The sequence below is a fragment of the Natronospira proteinivora genome (assembly GCF_024170465.1).
GTDB lineage: Bacteria > Pseudomonadota > Gammaproteobacteria > Natronospirales > Natronospiraceae > Natronospira > Natronospira proteinivora.
On sequence record NZ_JALJYF010000002.1, the window covers coordinates 1,128,967 to 1,153,611 of the forward strand.

General features: G+C 61.1%; 17 protein-coding genes and 1 pseudogene. 9 read left to right on the forward strand and 9 right to left on the reverse strand.

The window, feature by feature from the left end:
* Positions 1–3 precede the first annotated feature (3 nt).
* Entirely contained in the window at positions 4–1,239 is a 1,236-nt protein-coding gene (locus J2T60_RS12135) for a multifunctional CCA addition/repair protein (RefSeq protein ID WP_253450858.1), read from the forward strand.
* Positions 1,236–2,456, forward strand: coding sequence for a hypothetical protein (locus J2T60_RS12140; RefSeq protein ID WP_253450635.1), 1,221 nt, complete (start codon positions 1,236–1,238; stop codon positions 2,454–2,456). Before J2T60_RS12135 ends, J2T60_RS12140 begins: the two co-directional genes overlap by 4 nt.
* Before the next feature lie 146 nt (positions 2,457–2,602).
* Here J2T60_RS12140 and J2T60_RS12145 read toward each other — a convergent pair whose 3' ends face one another.
* The 4 genes from J2T60_RS12145 to J2T60_RS12160 all read right to left on the reverse strand — a co-directional run bounded on the left by J2T60_RS12145 (position 2,603) and on the right by J2T60_RS12160 (position 9,574).
* Positions 2,603–5,035, reverse strand: a complete 2,433-nt coding sequence (locus J2T60_RS12145) for a S9 family peptidase (RefSeq protein ID WP_253450638.1) — start codon at positions 5,033–5,035, stop codon at positions 2,603–2,605.
* A gap of 24 nt (positions 5,036–5,059) precedes the next feature.
* Complete coding sequence (locus J2T60_RS12150) at positions 5,060–6,205, reverse strand: trans-sulfuration enzyme family protein (protein ID WP_253450641.1); 1,146 nt, start codon at positions 6,203–6,205, stop codon at positions 5,060–5,062.
* A gap of 77 nt (positions 6,206–6,282) precedes the next feature.
* Entirely contained in the window at positions 6,283–7,590 is a 1,308-nt protein-coding gene (locus tag J2T60_RS12155; RefSeq protein ID WP_253450644.1) for a diguanylate cyclase, read from the reverse strand.
* A 205-nt stretch (positions 7,591–7,795) separates the two neighbouring features.
* Complete coding sequence (locus tag J2T60_RS12160) at positions 7,796–9,574, reverse strand: M28 family metallopeptidase (protein ID WP_253450647.1); 1,779 nt, start codon at positions 9,572–9,574, stop codon at positions 7,796–7,798.
* A 176-nt stretch (positions 9,575–9,750) separates the two neighbouring features.
* Between J2T60_RS12160 and J2T60_RS12165 the strand changes: the two genes are divergently transcribed.
* Both J2T60_RS12165 and J2T60_RS12170 read left to right on the forward strand, forming a co-directional pair.
* The gene (locus tag J2T60_RS12165) at positions 9,751–10,449 is read left to right on the forward strand and encodes an energy transducer TonB (protein ID WP_253450650.1); all 699 of its coding nucleotides are present in this window, start codon (positions 9,751–9,753) and stop codon (positions 10,447–10,449) included.
* A gap of 154 nt (positions 10,450–10,603) precedes the next feature.
* Positions 10,604–12,199, forward strand: a complete 1,596-nt coding sequence (locus tag J2T60_RS12170; protein WP_253450653.1) for an FMN-binding glutamate synthase family protein — start codon at positions 10,604–10,606, stop codon at positions 12,197–12,199.
* Between the two features lie 214 nt (positions 12,200–12,413).
* Here J2T60_RS12170 and rpoD read toward each other — a convergent pair.
* The 4 genes and pseudogenes from rpoD to rpsU form a co-directional block, all read right to left on the reverse strand.
* Positions 12,414–14,204: pseudogene (gene rpoD, locus J2T60_RS12175) on the reverse strand (RNA polymerase sigma factor RpoD); the annotation flags it as partial.
* 161 nt (positions 14,205–14,365) lie between these two features.
* Positions 14,366–16,168, reverse strand: a complete 1,803-nt coding sequence (dnaG, locus tag J2T60_RS12180; protein WP_253450659.1) for a DNA primase — start codon at positions 16,166–16,168, stop codon at positions 14,366–14,368.
* Between the two features lie 151 nt (positions 16,169–16,319).
* Positions 16,320–16,763 (reverse strand): GatB/YqeY domain-containing protein, encoded by a 444-nt coding sequence (locus J2T60_RS12185; protein WP_253450662.1) that lies wholly within the window; start codon positions 16,761–16,763, stop codon positions 16,320–16,322.
* Between the two features lie 59 nt (positions 16,764–16,822).
* The gene (gene rpsU / locus J2T60_RS12190; protein ID WP_253450665.1) at positions 16,823–17,038 is read right to left on the reverse strand and encodes a 30S ribosomal protein S21; all 216 of its coding nucleotides are present in this window, start codon (positions 17,036–17,038) and stop codon (positions 16,823–16,825) included.
* 118 nt (positions 17,039–17,156) lie between these two features.
* On the opposite strand from rpsU, the gene tsaD reads away from it, so the two are divergent.
* The 5 genes from tsaD to J2T60_RS12215 are packed head-to-tail and all read left to right on the forward strand — an operon-like array spanning position 17,157 to position 21,846.
* Positions 17,157–18,176: a tRNA (adenosine(37)-N6)-threonylcarbamoyltransferase complex transferase subunit TsaD gene (tsaD, locus tag J2T60_RS12195; protein ID WP_253450669.1), complete on the forward strand. Its 1,020-nt coding sequence runs from the start codon at positions 17,157–17,159 to the stop codon at positions 18,174–18,176.
* A 17-nt stretch (positions 18,177–18,193) separates the two neighbouring features.
* On the forward strand, positions 18,194–18,580 hold the full coding sequence (folB, locus tag J2T60_RS12200; protein WP_253450672.1) for a dihydroneopterin aldolase: 387 nt from the start codon (positions 18,194–18,196) through the stop codon (positions 18,578–18,580).
* Positions 18,580–19,098 carry a 2-amino-4-hydroxy-6-hydroxymethyldihydropteridine diphosphokinase gene (folK, locus tag J2T60_RS12205; protein WP_253450675.1) on the forward strand — a complete coding sequence of 173 codons (519 nt, stop codon included), beginning with the start codon at positions 18,580–18,582 and terminating at the stop codon, positions 19,096–19,098. Before folB ends, folK begins: the two co-directional genes overlap by 1 nt.
* A gap of 56 nt (positions 19,099–19,154) precedes the next feature.
* On the forward strand, positions 19,155–20,489 hold the full coding sequence (locus J2T60_RS12210; protein WP_253450678.1) for a S41 family peptidase: 1,335 nt from the start codon (positions 19,155–19,157) through the stop codon (positions 20,487–20,489).
* 58 nt (positions 20,490–20,547) lie between these two features.
* On the forward strand, positions 20,548–21,846 hold the full coding sequence (locus J2T60_RS12215) for an MFS transporter (protein WP_253450681.1): 1,299 nt from the start codon (positions 20,548–20,550) through the stop codon (positions 21,844–21,846).
* A gap of 212 nt (positions 21,847–22,058) precedes the next feature.
* Here J2T60_RS12215 and J2T60_RS12220 read toward each other — a convergent pair whose 3' ends face one another.
* Entirely contained in the window at positions 22,059–24,521 is a 2,463-nt protein-coding gene (locus J2T60_RS12220; RefSeq protein ID WP_253450684.1) for an acyl-CoA dehydrogenase, read from the reverse strand.
* Positions 24,522–24,645: the final 124 nt, after the last annotated feature.

A 24,645-nucleotide genomic window follows, 5' to 3' on the forward strand; every position in this document is an offset into this window, starting at 1 on the left:
GAGCTGGAAGCCTATCTGGTGGGCGGGGCAGTTCGGGATCACTTGCTGGGGCTGCCAGCGGGGGACCGCGACTGGGTGGTGGTGGGCGAGACGCCCGAGTCCATGCAGGCCCGTGGCTTCAAGCCCGTGGGCCGGGATTTCCCTGTCTTTCTGCATCCAGAAACCCGGGAGGAGTACGCCCTGGCCCGCACCGAGCGCAAGGTGGGCCGGGGGCACCAGGGCTTTCAGTTTCATGCCAGTCCCACGGTGAGCCTGGAAGAAGACCTGGCCCGGCGGGATCTTACCATCAACGCCATGGCCCAGCGCCCGGACGGGATGCTGGTGGACCCCTACCAGGGACAGGCTGACCTGGCGGAACGTCAGCTGCGCCATGTCTCCGAGGCCTTCCGCGAAGACCCCCTGCGGGTATTGCGCGTGGCCCGTTTTGCCGCCCGTTTCCACCATTTGGGCTTTGAGGTGGCCCCGGAGACCCTGAGTCTGATGCAGTCTATGTCTTCCCCTGAGGAGCTGGGCGCGCTCAGCGCTGAGCGTGTCTGGGCCGAGACGGAACGCGCCTTGGGCGAACCCTCCCCCCAGGTTTATGTCCAAATTCTCAGACAGAGTGGGGCCCTGGCCGTGCTGTTCCCGGAGCTGGACCGCCTGTTTGGCGTGCCCCAGCCCGAAGCCCATCATCCGGAGGTGGATACCGGCGACCATGTGCTGATGGTGCTGGCCCAGTCGGCACAGCTGAGCGAGGACCCACGGGTACGTTTTGCCGCCCTGGTCCATGATCTGGGCAAGGGGCTGACACCCAGGGATCAATGGCCCGCGCATCACGGCCATGAAGCGGCCGGGGAAGAGCAGGTCCGGAGTCTGGCCAAACGCCTGCGGGTGCCCCGGGCCTATGAACGTCTGGGACGGATGAGTGCCCGCTGGCACGCTCACGTCCATCGGGCCTTGGAACTGAAGCCGGCCACAGTGATGAAATTGCTGGAGGGTTGTGACGCCTTTCGCCGGCCCGAGGATTTCGAGCGCTTCCTCATCGCCTGTGAGGCGGATGCCCGGGGGCGGGCAGGTCTGGAAGGTCGTGCCTATCCCCAGGCGGATTGGATACGCGACTGCTGGTCGGCGGCTGCGGCCATCACCGGCAAGGATGTGGACCCGGAGCGCTATCAGGGGCCCCGTTTTGGAGAGGCCTTGAGGCGAATGCGCATCAAGGCCATTGAACAGGTTTTGAGTGCGAGGGAGGGAGCATCATGAGTCTTATTGACAGAAAACCCGAGAACAAACGCTGGATTAGCGTGGCCGTCTTGTTAGTGCTCGCCGGCATGGTGCTTACCGCCTGTGGCGATGATGACGGCCTGGATGAAGGTGATGACGATGACGGCCGGGACCCTGGCGGCGATACCAGTGCCTACAGCGGCCAACTGGCCTGGAGCCATGACGATGGCGGTGAAGGCAGCGGCATCCGCGTCTGGAGCCTGGACGACAGTGAATATATGGCTTCGGTCACTCAGAACGAGAACGGCGATCACCTTGCCCCCGCACTCAGTAGTGACGAAGGGGCGCTGAGCTATACCAGTGAGGCGGAAGCCCTGGGGCCCCATGAATTGAGTCAGGCCCAATATCTGGAACTGCAAAGCGGTGAGCTGGTGGGGGTGCCCTGGGAAATGGGCCAAGGCCGGGTACGGGCCAGTCTCGGCAGTGATATGGATTACTTCGCCAGCGTGGTGTCTTTTGCCGAGCGAGTATATGACGAGGCCTCCGGCGAGCTGGAACGTTATGGTGCGGGGGTCTGGGTGGTGGGTGATGCCAATGCCGACTCCCTGGCTGAAAGCAATGCGCCGGTGTATTGCACCCAGATGGACCCTGATGCGGCGTTGATGATTTTCAATGCGGGTGATGGCCTTTACCGGGTGGCCACCACCGGTGGTAACCCCCAAGCTCTGGCCATCAACCACCCCAGCCTGGAGGTCATCGAGACTGAGCCGGTGGTCGGTGGCCGCTGTGCCTTCAAGTTGGCCAACGATGGCAATCGCCTGTCCTTTATCGGGCAGCTTGAAGATTCCGGTGAGCCTGCGGCATTTGTACACGACCTGGACAGTGGCCAGACCTTGCGGGTGGCTGAGCCGGTGGAAATGGAGTTGGTGGATTGGCAAATGGCGGGCAATGGCAACCAGGGGGTGCTTTTGTTCCGCGGCGAGGACCCATCGGAAGACCTGCAGCAATACTCCCTCCGTACGGTGAATCTGGTCAGCCCCGGGGCGACGACCGAGATCGAGGTCTTTGAAGTTGAGGCGGAGGCGGATATCCAGCCCACCGCAGCCATTTCCGATAACGGTATGGTGATCGCCCGCAGTGGCTATGATGAAGACGGTGTTCACGTGGTGGTCATGGGGGCGAGCGGGGATGAGCCCCGCCGCATCCAGGGCAATGCGGAGACCATGGGCGATGGCATGTTGGGCCTGACCTTCTAGCGTCCTTCGACCAGAAGCAGCCGATCCGGAGCTGCCTCTAAGCCACACAGTAACGTGGCAACATAAAGTAGATTGGGTGGCGGTTATTGAAGACCAAAAAAAGCCGGGGCTGTACCCCGGCTTTTTTCATGCGCGATACCTTCGGTTTATTTCACGTGCTGGTCGAACAGCTTGTAGATCCGACGGTACTGGTCCAGCCAGGCTTCCGGATGCTCGAAGCCATGGGGCTCCAGGGGATACATGGCATTCTCGAAGTCTTCCTTCTCCAGCTCCAGCAGGCGCTGGGTCAGGCGGACCACATCCTGGTAGAAGACATTGTCATCCAGCATCCCGCTGGTAATCAGCAAGGGCCGCTCCAGACCCTCGGCGAACTCGATGGGCGAGCTCTTCTCATAGGCCATGGGATCCACCTGGGGCGTGTTCAGGATGTTGGACGTGTAGGGGTGGTTATAGGCCGCCCAATCACTCACCGGACGCAAGGCGGCGCCGGCGGCGAACAGGGTGGGCTCCCGGAACAGGGCCATGAAGGTCATGAAGCCGCCGTAGGAACCGCCATAGATACCCACCCGGTCCGGGTCCACATTGTATTCATCCACCACCCAGTTTAAGCCATCCACATGGTCTTCCAGTTCCGGGTGGCCCATCTGGCGATAGATGTCGGTGCGCCAGTCCCGACCGTAGCCGGCGGAGGCGCGGTAATCCATGTCCATCACCACATAGCCTTCATGGGCCAGCTTGCTGTGGAACATGAACTCCCGGAAATAATTGGACCAGCCCTGGTGGGCGTTTTGCAGATAGCCGGCACCGTGGACGAAGAAGACCGCCGGGTATTCCTTTTCCGGATCATAATCCGGCGGCAGATACAGGCGAGTATGGATGGGCTCATCCACATGGGAGGAAGGCACCTCCACGAACTTCGGTTCCACCCAGTCCTTTTCCAGGAAGGCATCGGAAACGGTTTCGGTAAGCTGATGGGCGCTGGCCTTGTCACCCACCTCCACGGCATATAATTCGGGCGGACGCATGGCATTGTCATGCAGCACCGCCAGCCGTTCGCCATCGGCGGACAGGGCATAGTCGTTCTGGCCACCCAAGTCGGTGAGCTGCTCCATGTCGCCACCGTTCACCGGCGCCCTAAAGATCTCATAGATGCCCGGGTGAGGGGCGTTGGCACGGAAGTAGAACCAGTCACCGTCCCGGCCCAGCTGGATGTTGTTGACCTTGTAGTTGCCTTCGGTGATGGCCTGGCCCTCCATGGGCGAGCGGGCCACATAGAGATGGCCGAAGCCGCTTTCCTCGGAGACATACCAGAGGCCTTCACCCTCGGGCAGCCAACCGAACTCATTGAAGCTCCAGTTGATCCAGGCCGGGTCGGTGAGCCGATGCCAGGTTTCCATCTCACCGCTGGCGGCATCCACCACCGCGATCCAGCGATCCTTGTTGTCCACGGCCCGCAGCATCACCGCGGCCCGGTTATTGGCTCGATCCCATTCCAGACCGATGACCCGGACATCCCGCTGTTCCGGTGCTTCAAGGGCCTCCTCCACTTCATCGCGGGGCGCGCCATGCTCCACATGCCAGTCAATGGCCTCGGGGCGAAGGTCCGCCAGGGGATCGTCCTGGATGCCCGGCAGTTCGCTCAGGTCCAGGCTGTGACGCTCGCCGTTTTCCAGGTCCAACAGCCACAGCTTCTGGCCCACCGGCGGATTGCTGCCCACGCGGGTGCGTACATCATGGGTTTCCACATAACCGCTTTCGCTGACATAGGCGGGCATGGTGCCGCTGCGGCCCGGGTCCTGCTGGGCGGGTTCCACCACCAGCAGCATCTGGTCACCGCTAGGGGCCAGGCTTTGCATGGGCGTTTGGATGTCGTCACCCAGGTAGTGAATCCGGTGCTGGCGACCCTGGTCACGTTCGGCCACTTCCCGCTCGTGTCGTTTCACGGCCTGTTCGGTTTCCCGTTCCCGATCAAGGGTGATGAACAGACGGGCCTGTTGATCCTTGAGGAAATCGAATTCCTTTTCCTCTTCAAGCGGATCTTTCTCCAGGCGCAGCTCCGCCAGTTGTTCCACCAGGCCGCTTTCCAGGTCGTAGGCGTGGTAGGTCTGGCCCGTGCGCCAGGTCACGCGGAAATCGTCGGCCAGAAAACGGACATCCACCGCCGGTTCGCTGCTACGGGTCAGCTGCCGAGTGGTGCCGTCGTCCAGTTGCTTGACGAAAACATTGCCATCCCGGGCATAGGCCATGCGGCGTTGATTTCGGTCCAGGTCCCCTTCCGGGGCGCCGATTCGGCTCAGCCGTTCGGCCGGTACCTGGCTGATCTCGCCACTGTCCACATCGAGACGATAGTAGTCACGAATCTCCTCGTCTTCCCGTTTTTGCTGGAAGATCACGGTCTGATTGTCTTCTCGCCAATAGGGGGATTCCGGCGGATTTCCCAGCCAATCCGGATGGGCCATGATCCGTTCCAGGGTGATCTCCTCATCGGCCATGGCCTGAAGGGGGGCAAAGCAGAGCAGGAAAAGGATCAGGGCGGCCGTGCCCCGGGTCCAGGGTCGTGGGTTTCGACGTATTGACATGCTGTGTCCTCGTTTTCTCTTGAATCAGGATGATGCGATGGACAGGGCCTGTTCCAGGTCACGCCAAAGGTCGTTCACCTGTTCCAGGCCAATGGATAAACGAATCAGATTGTCCGGGGTATGGCTACCCGGACCTTCAATGGAGGCCCGATGTTCAATCAGGCTCTCCACACCGCCCAGGCTGGTGCCCCGGGTAAACAGTTCCGTGCGGCTGACCACGGCCAGGGCCTTGTCGCTGTCGCCATTGACGGTAAACGATAGCAGACCGCTGCCGCCGGGCAGATAGTGCTTGGCCCGTTCATGGTCCCGGTGGCCGGGATGCATGGGGTGAAAAACCTGCTCCACTGCAGGATGCTCGGCCAGGCGCTCGCTCAAGGTCACCGCCGACGCCGCCTGGGCCCGTACCCGTACCCCGAGACTGGACAGGCTGCGCAGCAGCAGCCAGCAATCGAAGGGTGAGGGCACGGCACCCCCGGCGGTTTGAATGTCTCGGAGCACCTCCGCCAGTGAAAAATCCCGCCCGTGAATTACCGCACCGCCCAGCAGATCACTGTGCCCGCCCAAGAACTTGGTGGTGCTGTGAACCACCAGGTCGATGCCGTGTTTGAGGGGTTGCTGAAAGACTGGGGTGGCCAGGGTGTTGTCGCAGACGGTGATTAGGCCCCTCGACTTGGCCATTCGGGACAATTCGGCCAGGTCGCTGACCCCCTGGAGGGGGTTGGAAGGGGACTCGATCCAGATCATGCGGGTGTTGTCCTGGATGGCGGCCTCAACGGCTGCAGCATCGCAGCTGTTCACCCGGCTGTGGTTCAGCTGCCAGCGAGTGAATAGCTGTTCCAGTTGATGGCGGGTGCCGTGATAGGCATCGTCAGTGACCAGCACATGGTCCCCCGGCTTAAGGCATTGCAACACCGACATGGTGGCGGCACTGCCGGAGGCGAAGGCCAGGGCTTCACTGCCGCCTTCCAGGGCGGCCAGGCAACTTTCCAGGGACTGGCGGGTGGGATTGGACTGGCGGCTGTAGACGTGGCCGCGACGGTATTCCCCGTCCGCATCCCGCTGGAAGGTGGTGCTGGTATGAATCGGAGGTGTAATGGCGCCGGTGGCTGGGTCCACCGAACGGCCCTGGTGAATGGCCAGGGTGTCTGGATGCAGGGGCGCGTGGGACATGCCGGAGGGACTCCTCAGCCAGAAATCGAAGCGCCTCAATCTATCATGAAGTTCAGGGGGATGCCGGGATAGTGCCCTTATCCAGCTGCCAGTTGCTTCTGGTAGTCCTGGGCGGTGAGGGCTATCACTTGGTTTCGGCCCTTCTCCTTGGCCTGGTAGACAGCCTTGTCCGCGATGCGGAAAAGGTCTTCCATGGAAACTTCCCGGCCGTGGGGCCGGGAGGTGACCCCCAGGCTGGCGGTCATGGGAATCCCGGAGGGCTTCAGGGTCTCCACGGCCTGGCGCAGTTCCTCGGCTCGCTGCACGGCATCCTCATGGGTACAGTGGGGCAGGATCAGCATCAATTCCTCACCGCCAAAGCGAACCGCGAAATCCTCGTCCCGGCAGTTATTCTTGAGCATTTCCCCTATCGAGGCCAAGACCTCGTCACCGGTCAGGTGACCATGGGTGTCGTTGATCTCCTTGAAGTGATCCAGATCAATAAGAATCAGGCTTAGGGGGAAGTCGTGGCGATTGGCTTCACTGAAGGCCTTCTTGGCGAACTCGGACAGGGAGTTGCGGTTATACAGGCCGGTGAGCTGGTCGATCATGGCCAGTTCATAGAGATGACGACGCTGAGCCCGGACCTGGTCAAAAAGCTGTTTGTTGGAAATCAGGTTGCTTACCCGGGCCACCACCTCTTCCTCGATGACCGGTTTGGAGATGAAGTCGTTGACTCCCAGGCGGAACAATTCCATACGGCGGGTGATGTCGTCCATGCCGGAGACTGCCAGGATGGGAACACGGGCCTTGTCGGGGAATTTTTCCCGGATACGGCTGACCAGCCCCATCCCGCTCATCTCGCCTTCCACCAGGATGTCGCTGATCACCAAGTCATAGGCATGCCGTCCAAAGGCCTCGTAGGCATCCGTGGCACTGGTGTAATGGTCCACTTCCAGGCCCAGCCGCTCGAGGATCTTGAGCATCACATGGGCTACCACGGAACTGTCTTCAACGTAGAGAACCCGCCCGGAGATCCTTTGCTCATCTTCCTCCACGAAGCGGGCGGCCTGATTGAACAGTTCTTCAATATCGGTTTTGGAGTGAATATCCGTGGCGCCGGCCTCGAAGGCCTTCATGCGGGCGGCCTTGTCCTCGGTGGAGGTCAGAAGAATCAGGGGGACATGCCGCCCACGACGGGTCTTGCGGGCCAGGCGGCAGAATTCGATACCATCCGTGTCGGGCAAGGTCAGGGAGACGCAGACCAGATCCACCCGGCGGCGTTTGAGCTCTTCCAGGCCTTCCTCGCCCGTGGCCACCATGATGGGTTCATGGCCGGCCTTGAGCACCAGCTTATGCCACAGTGCCCGGAAGACCTTGGAATGGTCCACCACTAGGATGTTCATCCTGCCGTTCCCCCCGAAACTTGCCACATTAATGAAATACCGTGCATGGATTGACCCATAATACGCCGATCCGACCTGCTATCGTTGCCGTTGATCCCGCTATCATGGCCGTTCAGTGCTCGCCAGTCCCCTCCCGTGCCCGACGAGCAGTAATGATTCAACATATTTGGGTTCCTACGCATTGTAACGGCTCTGAAAGCGTGAATCATGAACCGTCGGCATTTCGCCGGCTTTCATCCCGAATGCGTCGAAATTCGTTGTCTTCTGCCCAGTTGGGAAAGGTCTCACTGTTGGCCAGTTCGTAGCCCACTCGCCACAGCAGCCGGGTGTCCTGGGCTAGGCCGGAGAGATCCCAGTCCGGGTCGTATTCATCCGCCGGTTGGTGATAGCGGTTTTCCTGGTAATCGGCTTGCCTGGCACGCCCGTATTCCTCACCGCCTTCCACATGGTCGATGCCCGGGTTGGGATATAGCACCGGCACTCCTTTGCGGGCCAGATTGAAGTGGTCCGAACGGAAGAAATAACCCCGTTCCGGATGGGGCTCCGGGCGTAGATGGCGGTCTTGTTCCTCGGCTGTCGCCGCCAGCCATTGATCCAGCTCCGAATTGCCATACCCCACCACGGTGACGTCCCGGGTCGGGCCATAGAAGTTCATGCTGTCCAGGTTGATTCCCGCGACGGTGCTTTCCAGGGGGAAGACCGGGTTCTCGGCATAATAACGGGAGCCCAGCAGGCCCTGCTCCTCGGCGGTGACCCACAGGAAGACAATGCTTCGGTCGGGGGCCTGCTCCATTTCCGAGAACGCCCGGGCCAGTTCCAGTACGGCGGCGGAGCCGCTGGCATTGTCAACCGCGCCGTTATAGATCACATCCTCGTCGTCGGGGTCCACACCCAGATGATCCCAGTGGGCGGTATAGATGATGGTTTCCTCGGGGCGCTTCTCGCCGGGCAGGTAGGCAATCACATTCTCGGATTCGGAGTGCTGGAAGCGGTTGTTCAATTCGATGCTGGCCCAGCCATCCAAGGAATGGCCGGCGAATTCCGGTTCCAGGGAAGCGGCCTTCATGGTGTCCAGATCCAGACCCTGGGCGTTAAAAAGGGATTCGGCACTGCCCTGGCTGATCCAGCCTTCCATTTTCAGAGTTGGCTGATCGTCTTCCTGGGCCAGGTAAAGCTGCGGCCCGGACCAGCTGCCGCTGACCACTGACCAGCCGTATCCGGCGGCATCGTCTTCGTGAATCAGTAGGGCACCTTCGGCACCTTGCCGGGCCGCCTCTTCGAATTTGTAGGTCCAGCGCCCGTAATAAGTCATGGTGTTGCCATCAAACAGGGCCTCATCGCCGGTGGCAAAACCCGGATCGTTGACCAGCATCACCACGGTCTTGCCCGTGACATCCATATCTTCGTAATCATTCCAGTCATATTCCGGGGCCACGATGCCATAACCCACGAAGATCAGATCGCTGTCTTCCAGGCGGACCGTCTCTTCCTGACGGGGGCTCCAGGCCATCATGTCCTGGCCGTATTCCAGGCTTTTCTCCTCGGCCGCTTGGTCCAGCCTGATGTCCAGTCGGGGTTGTTGAGTCAGAGTGGTCTCCACCATGGGGACAGTCTGGGTGTAGCGACCCTGGTTTCCGGGGGATAGCAGCAGGCCTTCCAGTTCGCGGGTCAGATAGGCCACCGTATTCTGACCGCCTTCGGTGCCGGGTGCACGCCCCTGAAAGTCATCCGAAGAAAGTATCCGGATGTGTTCATGGAGTGCCTCTTCGGAGATGATGGGCGTTTCCGGCCCCGCTTCCTGGCTCTGGCAGGCTGAAATGACCGACAGGGCCGCCATTATCAGCAATGGCGTCAGGCGCCCCGGAGGCCTGCCGTGGGAATTGCGGGATGCGGTGGCGGATGTAGTGGCTTGCTGCGTCATGCGGGCCCCCTTCAATGGTCCGGCGACGATGGAGATGCCATGCCGGGTAATGGTTTGTTCCAAAAAGACTTCCAGTCTATCTCCCCGATACGTGAATGGCGATTGCAGGCTGTCCATCAGTCCGGGTTTTGATACCGCTGATCATTGATGGGGCCCGGGGCTTGACCGTTAACGTTTTTATGCGGCATGGTGATATTGGGCCAGTCTCTTTATCCTGCTACCAATCCCTGGGGGTTGCCATGCACATTCAGACCGATACGTTTTCCCCATCAGCCTTGCTGATTGCGCTGGCCGCTGCCTTTAGCTTGTCCATGCTGAGCTTCCCCATGACGGTCTCCGCGGAGCCGGATGAAGAGGAACAGGAAGAGGGGCAGCGTCCACCACCCAGTTCCGGTACCGATCTGGGTAGCTATCGCGTCGGTTCCCCCGGTTCCTCCTCCAGCCTTGGGCGGATGGACCGCGAACAGATGCAGATGGAAGATATGGAGTTCGAGGGCGGTGGTTTCGATCGAAGCGGTTTTTCCCTGGAACCCGAATTCGGCTCTTCCGGCATGACCATGGAATTGGATATCCGGCCCACGCGGGAGGAAGATCGTTCCGATCGCCGGGTGATCGATGAAGAGCCTTCGTCCACGGCTGACGATATCCGCCGTGGTCTGGTTGAGAATCAGGATCTCAAGCCGCTGCGCATTGAAGCACCCCGTTATCCTACTCGGGCCTATCGTTCCAATATCGAAGGCTTTGCCTTGGTGAGTTTCGTTGTGGATGAGTATGGCGAGACCCGAGAGGTACGGGTGGTGGATTCCAGTCCAGGTGACATCTTTGATCGCAGCGCCAAGGAAGCCGTGGAAAGCTGGCGCTTTGAGCCGCGTGTGGTGGACGGGCGTCCGGTGTCCACCGAAGTGACGGAAGTGATCGATTTCGAAATGGATCGTTGACCGCGCCGGCGGTTTACGCCTGCCAGATATTCAACCTTGATGCCGGAGCGGGCTTTCCCGCTCCGGTTTTTTTTATTGTCGGACTTGCTTGCAGGCCTCTGCTACATTGGTTGGGCAGTAATCCGAAGTTCATGACAAGAAGGGCGCATCGTTCATGTCGGCAAAGACCCTGATACTCGCAACCCTGTTGGCTGTGACGCTCCTGTTTCTCACTCTGGGGCTTGCCAATCCAGCTTGGTGGTGGGCCACGTTGGCCCTGATTCCCCTCTATCTGATTGCCATTCACGACTTGTACCAGCGCCGCAAGACACTATTGCGCAATTTCCCCATACTGGGTCATGGCCGATACCTGATCGAAGACTTCCGGCATCATTTTCGCCAGTACCTGATTGAATCGGATCGGGATGGCCATCCCTTCACCCATGAGCAGCGGGCTCTGGTCTATCGCCGTGCCAAGGACGTCAATGATGTACTGCCCTTCGGCACCATTCAGAACGTTTATGGCTCCGACTACGACTGGCTAAATCATTCCATGCAGCCCAAGCCGGTTCAGCATACCGAGCCGCGTGTGCGTATTGGCGGGGTAGATTGTTTGCGGCCTTATGAGGCCTCCCACTTGAATATCTCCGCCTTGAGTTTCGGCAGTCTGTCCGACCGCGCCATCATTGCCCTCAATCGGGGGGCGGCCAAGGGCGGCTTTTACCACAACACCGGCGAGGGCGGCTTGAGCCCTCACCATCGGAAAGGCGACGGTGATCTGGTCTGGAATATCGGCAGTGGCTATTTTTCCTGCCGCCGCGAGGATGGCCGCTTCGATCCGGATCAGTTTCGGGATAAGGCCTGCACCGAGCAGGTGCGCATGATCGAGCTCAAGCTTTCCCAGGGCGCCAAACCTGGTGGTGGTGGCATTCTGCCGGCCTCCAAGCTGACCCGGGAGTTGGCCGAGACCCGAGGTGTGCCCATGGGGGAGGATGTGTTGTCGCCGGCGGCCCATTCTGAATTTTCCAGCCCCGTGGGCCTGCTGGAATTCATTGCCCGCCTGCGGGAGCTGAGCGATGGCCGCCCGGTGGGCATGAAGCTTTGCCTGGGGCGTCGGGTGGAGTTCATGGCCGTGGTCAAGGCCATGATCGAAACCGGCATAAAGCCGGATTTCATCACCATCGACGGCAGCGAAGGCGGCACCGGCGCAGCCTCACTGGAGCTATCCAATTCGGTGGGTGTGCCCCTGCGGGATGCCCTGGTATTTGTCCATAACACCTTGGTGGGCGCGGGTCTGCGAGATGAGATCCGCTTGGTCGCCAGCGGCAAGGTGATCTCGGCCTTCGATATTGCCCGCAACCTGGCCCTGGGGGCGGATCTTTGCAATTCGGCCCGCGGCATGATGTTCGCCCTGGGCTGCATTCAGGCCCGCAAGTGCGAAACCAATCGCTGTCCCACCGGGGTGGCCACCCAGGATCCCATGCGGGTGAATGGTATTTCGGTGCCCGACAAGGCCGAGCGGGTGTATCGCTATCATCAAAACACCATCAAGCATTTGATGGAGTTGATGGCGGTGACGGGCCTGGAACATCCGGGTGATTTCCGTCCCGAGCTGTTCCATCATCGCTTGAACGAACGTCAGGTCATCAGCTATCAGGATTTTTATCCCTGGCTGGAACCGGAGGCTCTATGTAATGGTGCAGCCGATGTCCCGGAGTGGTATGCCGAGCCCTGGCAGCGGGCGAAAGCGGATAGCTTCGTCTGTTTCTGATTCACGGCCATCGATATATGGGCAGCCCGAACGAAGCCAAAGCCAGCTCACCACCACTGTTTTAATTCAGGAGGATCGAGTGCGTAGGGACCTTGGCGAGTGGCCCTGACATGGATGTCGCGCCCAGCCCTGGCCAACCCCATGAAAACCAAAAAAATGCCCTCACCGGCAGGGCCGGGGAGGGCATTGAGTCAGGCCACATTGGGCCGGGATCTTATTCGTCCAGGAAGGAACGCAGCTGTTCCGAGCGGGTGGGATGGCGCAGCTTGCGCAGGGCCTTGGCCTCGATCTGACGAATCCGCTCCCGGGTGACATCGAACTGCTTGCCCACTTCCTCGAGGGTGTGGTCGGTGTTCATGTCGATGCCGAAGCGCATCCGCAGGACCTTGGCTTCCCGTGGCGTCAGACCCGCCAGCACATTGCCGGTGGCCTGGCGCAGACCGAAAGCGGTGGCTGAATCCACCGGGCTGATCACGGTGATGTCCTCAATGAAGTCGCCCAGATGGGAGTCTTCATCATCGCCAATGGGAGTTTCCATGGAGATGGGTTCCTTGGCGATCTTCATCACCTTGCGGACCTTCTCCTCCGGCATTTCCATGCGTTCGGCCAGCTCATCCGGCTGGGGCTCACGGCCCATCTCCTGCAGCATTTGCCGGGAGATGCGGTTGAGCTTGTTGATGGTCTCGATCATATGCACCGGGATCCGGATGGTCCGGGCCTGGTCCGCGATGGAGCGGGTGATGGCCTGGCGGATCCACCAGGTGGCATAGGTGGAGAACTTGTAGCCCCGGCGGTATTCGAACTTGTCCACGGCCTTCATCAGGCCGATATTGCCTTCCTGGATCAGGTCCAGGAACTGTAGGCCCCGGTTGGTGTACTTCTTGGCAATGGAAATCACCAGCCGCAGATTGGCCTCCACCATTTCCTTCTTGGCCCGGCGGGCTTTGGCCTCGCCGATGGACATGCGCCGATTGATTTCCTTGATCTCGGCGATGGGCAGGTGGTTTTCCGTTTCCAACTCCTTGAGCATGTCCTTGACCCGGATGATTTCATCCCGATGGCGATTCAGGCCGGAGGACCACTTGCGCTTGGCACGGATCTGGCGATCCAGCCATTCGCTGGAGGTTTCATTGTCCGGGAAGCACTTGATGAACTCCTTGCGGGGCATGCCGGCCTGTTTGACGCAGATCCGCATGATTTCCCGTTCCAGCTTGCGGATAGCGGTCATCACTTCCCGCAGCTCGGCGGAAGCCCGGTTCACGAAGCGGACATTGAGCTTGAAGGACAAAAAGCACTGGGCGGCCTTATTGACCAGCTCTTTGCTCTTTTCATCGTCGAAGCCGTTTTTCTTAAGGGCACGCAGGGCCTTGTCGTGGGCCCGTCGCAGGGCGGTCATGCGCTTTTCGACTTCTTCCGGGTCGGGGCCGGTGTCCTGCGGCTCCTCATCGTCTTCTTCTTCCGGCTGGGCCTGGACTTCCTCTTCCATGGTTTCCGGGTCCCGGAAACCGGTGAGCACGTCCGGCAGGCGGACTTCCCCTTCCTGAACTGCCGCAAATTCCGCCAGCAGCAAGCCGGCCGAGCGGGGGAAGCGGGCCAGGGATTCCAGCGACTCGTTGAGGCCTTCTTCGATGCGCTTGGCGATCTTGATCTCGCCTTCACGGGTCAGCAATTCCACCGAGCCCATTTCCCGCATGTACATGCGAACCGGGTCGGTGGTGCGACCGAATTCATTGTCCACCGCGGCCAGGGCAGCAGCAGCCTCCTCGGCAGCATCCTCGTCCGGTGACACGGCCGCATCCGACATCAGGAGCTGGTCAGAGTCGGGCGCCACTTCGTGCACCGCGATGCCCATATCGTTGATCATATTGATGATGTCTTCCACCTGCTCCGGATCGACGATGTCGTCCGGCAGTGCATCATTCACTTCGGCATAGGTCAGAAACCCCTTTTCCTTGCCGACGGCGATCAATCGTTTGAGCTGCTTCTTGCGATCCTGTGCCATAGTCCGGTACTGTTTGAGTTCGTGGACGGAGTCTCACTGAGCGCTTTTCGCGGACAGTGAAACAGACCAGTATATCGGTGGATGCCGAATCTTTCCAGTTTCAGCAGGCTTCCTGCTTTGTTCCCGACAGGGGTTCAGGCAGCTAGCGAGTCCGCAAGTTCCCGCTATCCCTCCTGTTTTTCCAGTTTTAGTCGTGCTTGGTGTAATTCCCGCATTTCCTGCTTCTCGGCCTGGTTCAGCTCGGTTTCGGCTGCCTTGCGGTTCAATGCGTCCAAACGGGCCTCAATGGCATGGGGGCCGGTCAATCGCTGGATGATTTCCGCCAGATGCCGACCCAGGGTTTCCTGGTCCCCGGGAATCTCACTGCCCGCCAGGCGTTCCAAGTGGGGGTGTTCCGGTTGATCTCGCCATCGTTCCAGTAGCGTGGCCGTGGTGATGTCCGGTTCATTCTGGCCGGCTTCCAGCAAGGCCGCCAATGTCTCCGCCCCCTTGACGTCCAGGGCCGCCACCTCGCCGGTCTGGGGGATATGCGCGGCCAGCCGGGGGTGCTGCAACACCAGGGCAATGGCCTCTCGAACCGGTGTCATCCGGGGTTTGGGCGACGGCGCCCGGGTCCGCCTTGGCCCCTTGGGCTTGGGTGCCGCTTCGGCCTGGCTGGTGCCGCGCGCGGTCCCGGCTTGGGGGGCCGGTTTGCTTGTCTCCAGCATGGCGGTCCAGCGGACCGGATCCAGGCCGGCGGCATCGGCCAGTTCATCCGAGAGCAGGGTTCGATAGACACCGTCTTCCACCTTGCTCAGCAGTGGCCGAGCCCGGGCCACCAGGCCCGCTCGCCCCTCGGCACTGCCCAGATCCAGCCCCTCGCTCAGGCCCTGGCGCAGAAAGCGTGACAGGGTCATGGCCGATTCCACTCGGCGGGTAAAGGCCTCCGCGCCTTCCTGGCGCACCATGGTATCCGGGTCTTCCCCCTCGGGCAGGAAGAGAAAACGCATTTCCCGTCCCGATCGCAGGGTGGGCAGGGCGTTTTCCAGGGCCCGCCAGGCTGCCCGCCGACCGGCATCGTCCCCGTCGAAGCAGCAGACCACCTCGCGGGTCACACGAAAGGCCTTGTTCAGGTGATCCGGGGTGGCGGCGGTGCCCAGGGTGGCGGTGGCCCATCGAATCCCCGCCTCGGCCAGGGCGATGACATCCATATAGCCTTCCACCACCAGCAGGCGCGGAATGTGACGCAGGGCGGTGCGGGCCTCGTAGAGCCCGTATAGCTCATGGCCCTTGTGGAACAGCGGGTGTTCCGGGCTGTTGAGGTATTTGGGCTTGCCATTACCGATGATCCGTCCGCCGAAGGCGATGGTGCGACCGCGGTTATCCCGGATGGGAAACATGATCCGGCCGCGAAAGCGGTCGTAAATCCGGCCCTTGTCACTCTTGATGAACATGCCCGTTTTGAGCAGGGCATCCCGCTGGCCCTGATCCCGGGCGCTGTCCATCAGACCGCTCCACTGATCGGGCGCAAAGCCCAGGCCGAAGTCCGCCGCGGTTTTGCCCGAAAGCCCCCGCCCCTTGAGGTATTGCTTGGCGCTGTCGGATTGACGCAATTGGGTCTGAAAATAGCGGTCCGCATGGTCCAAGGCATCGCGCAGGGCACCATCCGGATCGGGGCGGTGGCTGGGCCCGTCATCGGGAACCTCCAAGCCGCTCCGGTCCGCTAATTCTTTCACCGCCTCTCGAAAATCCTGGTGTTCGAACTCCATCAAGAAGCTGATGGCGGTGCCGTGGGCGCCGCAACCGAAGCAGTGGTAGAACTGCTTCTCGGGGGAGACATAGAAGGAGGGGGTCTTTTCGCTGTGAAAGGGGCAGCAGGCGGCAAATTCGCGCCCCTTTTTTTTGAGCGGCACACGGCTGTCGATCAGATCGACAATGTCCACCCGGTCCAGAAGGTCATCAATGAATTGCTGGGGAATCCTCGCCATCTGCCCTTGTTACCTTTTGCATGCGGCGGGTCCTTAGACAGGCCCAATGGCCAGGCCACCGCTACCAGACAGACAGGATAGTCGAAATTTTCCGGTGGGGGAGAGCAGTCGGGGCGGATGCCATCCGCCGGGCCCGGCAAGGCGGAGACGCTTAAGCCAGGCGGGCCTTCACCTGCTGGCTGACCGCACCCATGTCGGCACGGCCCTGAATCTTGGGCTTGAGCAGGCCCATGACCTTGCCCATGTCCTTCATGGACTCGGCGCCGGATTCGCTGATGGCCTGATCCACCAGCTTGCCCAGCTCGGCCTCGCCGAGCTGCTCGGGAAGGTAGTCTTCCAGCACCGTGATTTCAGCGGCTTCCTGGTCGGCCAGGTCGTCACGGCCCCCTTCCCGGTACTGCTTTACCGAATCCCGCCGCTGCTTGACCATCTTTTCCACCACGGCCGTGACACCGGTTTCATCCAGGTCCACGCGCTCATCCACTTCCTTCTGCTTGATGGCAGCGGAGAGCATGCGCAACAGAGTCAACCGCTCACGGTCCTTGTTCCGCATGGCGGTCTTGATGTCATCCTGGATGCGCTCGCGAAGACTCATGATGTCCGGGCCGTGTGATTGCAGGGTCTGGGCAGCAGGCCGGCCGTCAGGCCGCGTCTTTAGTAAGGACGCTGACGGCGTGTCTTTTCGCGGGACAGCTTTTTCATATGCCGTTTCACCGCTGCCGCCCGCTTGCGCTTGCGTTCCTGGGTCGGCTTTTCATAGTGCTCGCGACGACGCACTTCAGTCAGCACACCGGCCTTTTCACAGGAGCGCTTGAAGCGGCGCAGGGCCACCTCAAAGGGTTCGTTCTCTTTAACGCGTACGCTGGGCATGTAAACTCTCACCTCTGATTCGAAGTTTCCTGGCTCGCCGTTGATTTGCCCACAGGGCAAAATCCGGACGCCGCCGGGGAAAGGCGCGCAATTTTATAACCATTGGCGAGGCATTGCAATGCGGGTGTTGGGAATAGAAACCTCCTGCGACGAAACCGGGGTCGCCGTGTATGACAGTGAGCAGGGCCTGATGGCCCATGCCCTCCACAGTCAGGTGGATGCCCATGCTGTCTATGGGGGAGTGGTGCCGGAAATCGCTTCCCGGGATCACATCCGCAAGCTCTCTCCCCTGGTGGATCAGGCCCTGGCCGAGTCCGGCAGTGCTGCGGGCCAGATTGATGGGGTGGCCTATACGGCCGGGCCCGGCCTGATGGGAGCGCTGCTGGTTGGCGCCAGTTTCGGCCGCTCCCTGGCCTGGGCCTGGGATGTGCCGGCGGTGGGGGTGCATCACATGGAGGGCCATTTGTTGGCGCCTCTGCTGGAATCCCCGGCGCCGGATTTTCCCTTTCTGGCCTTGTTGGTCTCCGGCGGGCATTCCATGCTGGTGGCGGTGCACGGCCTGGGTCGCTATCAGACCCTGGGGCAATCTATTGATGATGCCGCGGGGGAAGCCTTCGACAAGACCGCCAAGCTGCTGGGCTTGCCCTATCCCGGCGGGCCGGCCCTGGCGAAACTGGCCGAGGATGGAGATCCGGGGCATTTCAATTTCCCCCGCCCCCTGACCCGCCGGCCCGGCCTGGATTTTAGTTTCAGCGGTCTCAAGACGGCCGTGGCCTACGCCCTGCGGGACAGTGAGGAACGACCCGGCCTGAAGGCCGACATGGCCCGGGATTTCGAGGATGCCGTGGTGGAGACCTTGACCCTGAAGTGTCGCCGGGCCCTCAAGCAGACGGGACTGGACCGTCTGGTGGTGGCTGGCGGTGTGGGGGCCAATCAGCGCCTGCGAGATCGACTGGGCGAAATGGCTCGGGAGCAGTCGGTGGATTTGCACTTTCCCCGGCTGGAGTTCTGCACCGATAATGGCGCCATGATTGCCTTTGCCGGCTATTGCCGATTACAGGGTGGTGAGTCGCTGACCCCGGAAATTTCGGCCCGGGCCCGCTGGCCCCTGGATGAATTGCTGCCACCGGCCGCCTGAACAGTTGAGGAGTTTCAATGGATACCGTTTATATTCGCGGCCTCAAGGCCCGAACCGTGGTGGGCATTTTTGAATGGGAACGGCGTCTCCCCCAGGATGTGATTCTCGATATCGAGATGTCGGCGGACGTGCGCACTGCCGCAGCCAGTGATGCCATTGCCGATGCCCTGAATTACAAGGAAGTCTGCAAGGCCGTCAAGGCGCATGTGGAAGCCAGTGAGTACCAGCTGGTGGAGACCCTGGCCGAATCCATTACCCGTCTCATCGTGCTGGAGTTCGATGTGCCCCGGGTATCGCTGGTCCTCAACAAGAAGGGCGCGTTGACTGATGCGGCCGATGTGGGCATACGCATTGAGCGTGGTCGCGAGGATTATGCGGATGTGAGCCAGGCGGAGGCGAGCTGATGGCGGAGGTATTGGTTGGTGTGGGCAGCAATATCGAGCCGCAACGGCATGTGGCTTCGGCGCTGGGGGCCCTGGCTGATCAATTCGGTCCGGTTCAGGCCTCTCCGGCCTATCAATCCCGTGCGGTGGGGTTTGACGGGGATGATTTCATTAATCTGGTGGTGCGTTTCGATTCCAGCTTGTCCCCCTTGGCGCTGTCCCAGGCTTTGCATCAGATCGAGCAGGATTGTGGTCGTCAACGGGGTAGCGAACGCTTTGCCCCACGGGTGATCGATCTGGATATCCTGATGGTGGGGGATTATGTCAGTGATCCCGGTGAGCAACCGGAGCTGCCCCGGGGGGAGATTCTGCACTACGCTTTTGTATTAAGACCGTTGGCCGAGCTGGCCCCGGATAGGGTGCACCCGGTGGCGAATTGCCGCTGCGACGCTTTGTGGGCGGAGCTTCGGGCCATCATCGACAAGGGGGATCTTCGTCCCATCAGCTTGGCGTTGCCCGATGGAGTTGAAAGCCTGTGACTTTTGAGTCCTCCAATCCTTGTTGCAAGGCCTGCCCCTTCAGGGGGGTGTCAATAGTGGGGCTTTTGTTGCTTGCGGGCTTGCTGCTGTCGGCTTGCCTGGACGATCTGGGAGATGAGTTCAATGACCGCCAATCCCGGGCCTTTGAGCGGGCCCAAGACGCTTTTACTTGTTCTACCCGGGGGCAGAATCGACAGGTTCAGCAGGTGATGGCGGATTGGTATTTGTATGTGGAGCAGATGCCAAGCGTTGATCCGGATCACCTTGGATCGCCCCAGGCGGTGCTTGATGCTCTCCAGGTTAATCCGCCGGATCGTTTTTCATTCCTGGCGGACCGGGAAAGCCGGGAGCGATTCACCGAAGCGGGCGAACAGGTGGGGATCGGTGTTCAGTCGATTTTAGTGGCTGAGCCGGACGATTACCGCGTGGTGGACGTTTTTAAAGGCAGCCCTGCTGCTGAGGCGGGCATGGCACGCGGCGATCGCCTGTTGGAGATCAACGGGCAAAGCGTGGCGTCCTGGTTTAATCAGGGGCGATTGGGAGCGGCATTCGGTCCCGAGGAAGAGGGATTACTGGTTGAGCTGACGGTGGAGCGGCCGGATGGCTCGGTCTATGAGCTGGCCTTGGAGAAAGCCCTCTTTGAGGTGGATCCGGCACCGGAGCCGGTGCTGCTGGAACTGGACGATGGCCAGACCGCGGCATACATGCTGTTTCGCAATTTCATTCTCCCCGCAGAGGATCGCTTCGAAGCCATCTTCTCGGACTTGCGGGACGCCGAGGTGGATGAGCTGATCCTGGATATGCGCTACAACGGGGGCGGTCGCCTGTCCGTGGCCGAAAACCTGGCCAGTCGAATTGCCGGTGATGAATGGGCGGGGGAGACCTTTGTCAGCTTGCGACACAATGAAGCTCGCAGTGATCAAGATTTCACCCGTACCCTGGAATCCGGCCTGACTTCCCTGGATCTGGAGCGCCTGGTGGTGATTGCCACGGGACGAACCGCCTCGGCCAGCGAATTGATCATCAATGGTTTGCGGCCTTTTATTGATGTGGATGTTATTGGTGACCGGACCTTTGGCAAGCCGGTGGGGTCCTACGGGTTCGGTGTTTGTGACCTGCTGCTTTTTCCCACGGCCTTTTCCATGCTCAATGCCCAGGAGGAAGGGGCGTATTTTGATGGTCTGGATACCACCTGTGCGGCATCCGACGGGATTGAACAGCCCCTGGGTTCGCCTGAGGAAGCCTCACTGGCCCAAGCCTTGCATTTTGTCCAGACCGGGCAGTGTGAAATGGAAACCCAGTACATGGCCCGGCAGCGTTTTAGCGAAAGCCATCGACCGCAAATTCAAGGACCGGAAGGCTGGGACCCGGCGACCATGGGCATCCGCTAGGTCAGTATGGCCCGCGGCGAATTCGGCCCTGCTCCATATCAAATCATGAGGTTGTTTCATGCGGCAGACCCTGCTCTCCTTGGCGGCGCTGCTTTTCTCCACCCTGCTGCTTCTGCTGGGTAGTGGCCTGCTGGGCACATTGCTCAGTCTCAAGATGGGCATGGCCGGTTTTGCCGATCCGGTGATCGGCCTGATCATGGGGGGCTTTTATGCTGGCATGATGCTGGGCGGGATCGTCTGTTACCGCATCGTGCATCAGGTGGGGCATATCCGGGCCTTTGCCGCCTTTGCCGCGATCAGCTGCGCGGTCATCATGATCCACGGTCTCTTTCTGGACCCCTGGGTCTGGTTTGTTCTGCGGGTGCTTAATGGCATCAGCATGATGGGCATGTTCATTGTGATTGAAAGTTGGCTCAATGAGCGGGCCGATCCAGGGATTCGCGGCCGGGTGTTTTCCTTTTACATGGTCATCAGTTTCCTGGGCCTGGGCTTGGGGCAGTTCCTGCTGAACCTGGCCGATGTGGAGGGTCTGGAGCTGTATTTCGTGGCCGGATTGCTCTTTGCCCTCTGCCTGGTGCCCATTGCCCTCAGCCGCACGGTGCATCCCCAGAGCCCGCACGGTGTGCGTACCCGCTTGCGGCACCTCATCCGACTGGCGCCTTTCGGTGTTTCCGGTTGTTTTGTGGCCGGCATGATTTTCGGGGCCTTTTATGCCTTGGGGGCGGTGTATGCCACCAATATCGGATTGTCTACGGCCGGGGTGTCTCTGCTGATGGGGGTGGCGGTGTTGTCCGGTCTGGTCCTGCAATGGCCGGTGGGACATGTCTCGGATTTCTATGACCGTTTGAATGTGCTCACCATTCTGGTGGCGGTGGTGGGTGTGGTAGCCCTGGCTCTGGCCTTGCTGGGGGAGACGGGCATGTTGCCGCTGCTGATCCTGGCAGGATTGTTCGGGGGCGTGGGGGCGACGGTGTATCCGGTGGCTGTGGCCCATGTCACCGACTATGTCAGTCAGCAACAGTTGGTTTCCACCAGCGCCACCTTGATCAAGACCTATGGCGTGGGAGCGACGCTGGGGCCGCTGGGCGCGGCGGTGTTGATGGCCTTGCTGGGGCCGGAGGGCCTGTTCCTGTTTATTGCCCTGGTGTGCGCCATTGCCGCCACGGTCACAGGCTTGCGCCGGCGTCCGGCCACGGTGGCGGTGGAGGATCAGGACCCCTTTGTGGCCATGCCCCGAACCGGTTCCACCCTGATCTCGGAAATGGACCCGCGTACCGAATCGGATGAGGAAGACCCTCTGGAGGAGACGGAACAGGCCGGCGCGCCGGAGACCCAGCCCTCCGAATCCAGGCGCTGAATCAACTGGAGGTGGACGCGAGGGTTTGTTCCACTGTGAGTATCCGGCGTCAGGCCCGCATCTGCGGGCCAAAACGTTTTGGGCCATCCGCCCGCAAGGTAGCTGCCGGTCCCGCCAGGTAATCGGACAGGGCCTGGCGGTTTTCTACCTGATAGCTCACTATCTGCAGGATCCAGCCATCCTCGGTTTTTTCTTCATCCTTTAGCTCACCACTAGCTATGAGCTGGAATGCCCGGCAGGGGTTGGGTGCCCAGTTCATCGCTGTCGAAGTCGTCCACGGCGATGATCTCGGTCACCAGGGCGTCATAGTCCAGCAGCTGTTTTTCGGCCTCTCTACTGATCACGCTCAGCTCGGCCGCCTTGCGGTATTGATCGGCGGTGGGGGCGTGATCGATCTTGCCGGCCTTGACCGCTTCCCGCACTTGCTTGTCCAGGGGTTCCATGGTCTCGGCCTGCTTGAGCGCCTTTTCCAGCAGCCCGATGGCGGTGTCTTCACCGCCCCGGAAAACAATCTCGGTTAGCCGGTCCCGGCTGGGGCCGTCGCTTATCAGCCGTTCGGCGATCTCATTGCCCAGGGCATCGCTGGGAGCGGAGAAACTGCGGCCCCGAGGAAAGACCAGCCAGCGCAAAAGCCCCGGCACAAGACGCCCGGGGAAATTGCGAAGCAGGCTGTGGAGCTGCTCCTGAAGCTTGTAGAGCAGGTCCCGGCAAGCCCATTCCACGAAGGGCAGGTCTTCCTTTGGTCGTCCCAGGTCTTCGTAGCGCTTGAGCACCATGGAGGCCAGGTACATGTAACTGAGCATGTCGCCCAGACGGGCGGAGATGCGCTCACGCTTCTTGAGCGAGCCACCCAGGGTCAGCATGGCGAAGTCTGCCATCAGGGCAAAGGCGGCGCTGAAGCGGGCAATATGCTGATAGTAGCGGCGGGTCGGTCCCTTGGGTGCTGCCGTACCTCGGGCCCGGCTCAGGCCCAGCCAAAGGGAGCGGACGGCGTTGCCCATGGTGAAACCCAGATGCCCGAACAGGGCCTGGTCATATTCCCGCACGGCCTTGGCCGGGTCGGTTTCCCCGGCGGCATGAATCTGAGGCAGGACCCAGGGATGACAGCGCATGGCGCCCTGGCCAAAGATGATCATGTTGCGGGTCAGGATGTTGGCTCCTTCCACGGTGATGGCAATGGGGATGCTCTGATAGCCCCGGGCCAGGCTGTTGCGTGGGCCCATGCAGATGCCCTTGCCGGCCTGAATATCCATGGCATCGTTGCCCACCACCCGGGCCATTTCGGTGATGTGATACTTCATGATGGCGCCGGCCACCGGCGGTTCCTCGCCCTCGCTGATGGCGGTGGCGGTGACCCGCCGGGCGGCCTCCATGGTCCAACCAAACCCGCCCATGCGGGCCAGCACCTCGGCAATACCCTCGAAGCGGCCGATGGGCATGCCGAACTGACGGCGAACTCGGGCATAGGCGCCGGTGGCGGCGATGCCGGCCAGGGAAGCGCCGGCGGTGTTGGAAGGCAGGGAGATGGCCCGGCCCGCGGACAGGCATTCCATCAGCATGCGCCAGCCCTGGCCGGCCATGGCCGGGCCGCCGATGATGAAGTCCAGGGGGATGAAGACATCCTCGCCCTCGGTGGGCCCGTTCTGGAAGGGGATGTTGAGCGGGAAATGGCGCCGTCCAGTGGTGACCCCGGGCAGGTCGGTGGGGACCAGGGCGGCGGTGATGCCGTAATCCTTTTCATCCCCCATCAGCCCGTCGGGATCCAGTAGGCGAAAGGCCAGGCCCAGCACCGTGGCCACCGGCGCCAGGGTGATGTAGCGCTTCTGCCAGTTCAGGCGGATACCAGTGACGGTCTCGCCCTGCCATTCTCCCTTGCAGACCACGCCGGTGTCGGTCAGGGAGGCGGCATCGGAGCCGTTGCGCGGCCCAGTCAGGCCAAAGCAGGGGATCTCATCGCCGCGGGCCAGTCGCGGGAGATAGTGGTTTTTCTGTTCATCGGTGCCGTATTTCTCCAGCAGCTCACCGGGCCCCAGGGAGTTGGGGACTGCGATCAGGGAGGCGGCCGTAGGGCTGCAACCGGCCACCCGGGTGAGCACTTCGGACTGGGCCAGGGCCGAGAATTCCAGGCCGCCATAGGCCTTGGGAATGATCATGGCGAAAAAGCCCTTTTCCTTGATAAAGCGCCAGGCCTCGGGCGGCAGGTCGGCCCATTCATGGGTGATTCGCCACTCATCCAGCATGCCGCAGAGTTCATTGACCGGCCCATCCAGAAAGGCCTGTTCCTCTTCGCTGAGTTGGCTCTTGGGGAGTTTGAGCAGCTCTTTCCATTGCGGCCGGCCGGAGAACAGTTCCCCCTCCCACCAGACCGTGCCTGCTTCCAGGGCTTCCCGTTCCGTATCCGACATCTCCGGCATGACCCGCCGGAAACCGGCCAGGGCCGGGCGGCTGATCAGGGCCCGGCGCAGGGGGGCGATGTTGAGCAGCCCGGCCGCCAGCAAAAATATCCCCCAGCTAATGACCAGACCCACACCGGCTTGCGCGGTGATCAGCTGAGCCGCGGTATAGGCCACCAGCACGCCACCCAGGACAAGGGTCGCGGTGATCAGGCCGGCGCCACGGTAAAGCAAAATGAATGTCAGGGTGATGAGAAGCAGGCAGGTAATGGCAGTCAGCACGGTATTTCTCCTGCGGGTCGGGAAAGGGGACCGATTCCGGCTATGGTTAAGCCACATCGGTACTGCTTTAAAGGGCGATAAGCGGCCGCCCGTTCAGAGCTCACTATAGTTTGGCCCGGTGGGG

Bases quoted from the DNA above. Each gene is read 5' to 3' on its own strand.
- rpsU (WP_253450665.1), bottom strand. From the start codon at position 17,038: ATGCCCAGCGTACGCGTTAAAGAGAACGAACCCTTTGAGGTGGCCCTG.
- tsaD (WP_253450669.1), top strand. From the start codon at position 17,157: ATGCGGGTGTTGGGAATAGAAACCTCCTGCGACGAAACCGGGGTCGCC.
- dnaG (WP_253450659.1), bottom strand. From the start codon at position 16,168: ATGGCGAGGATTCCCCAGCAATTCATTGATGACCTTCTGGACCGGGTG.
- J2T60_RS12150 (WP_253450641.1), bottom strand. From the start codon at position 6,205: ATGTCCCACGCGCCCCTGCATCCAGACACCCTGGCCATTCACCAGGGC.
- folK (WP_253450675.1), top strand. From the start codon at position 18,580: ATGGCGGAGGTATTGGTTGGTGTGGGCAGCAATATCGAGCCGCAACGG.
- folB (WP_253450672.1), top strand. From the start codon at position 18,194: ATGGATACCGTTTATATTCGCGGCCTCAAGGCCCGAACCGTGGTGGGC.
- J2T60_RS12215 (WP_253450681.1), top strand. From the start codon at position 20,548: ATGCGGCAGACCCTGCTCTCCTTGGCGGCGCTGCTTTTCTCCACCCTG.
- J2T60_RS12145 (WP_253450638.1), bottom strand. From the start codon at position 5,035: ATGTCAATACGTCGAAACCCACGACCCTGGACCCGGGGCACGGCCGCC.
- J2T60_RS12170 (WP_253450653.1), top strand. From the start codon at position 10,604: ATGTCGGCAAAGACCCTGATACTCGCAACCCTGTTGGCTGTGACGCTC.
- J2T60_RS12185 (WP_253450662.1), bottom strand. From the start codon at position 16,763: ATGAGTCTTCGCGAGCGCATCCAGGATGACATCAAGACCGCCATGCGG.
- J2T60_RS12140 (WP_253450635.1), top strand. From the start codon at position 1,236: ATGAGTCTTATTGACAGAAAACCCGAGAACAAACGCTGGATTAGCGTG.
- J2T60_RS12165 (WP_253450650.1), top strand. From the start codon at position 9,751: ATGCACATTCAGACCGATACGTTTTCCCCATCAGCCTTGCTGATTGCG.
- J2T60_RS12155 (WP_253450644.1), bottom strand. From the start codon at position 7,590: ATGAACATCCTAGTGGTGGACCATTCCAAGGTCTTCCGGGCACTGTGG.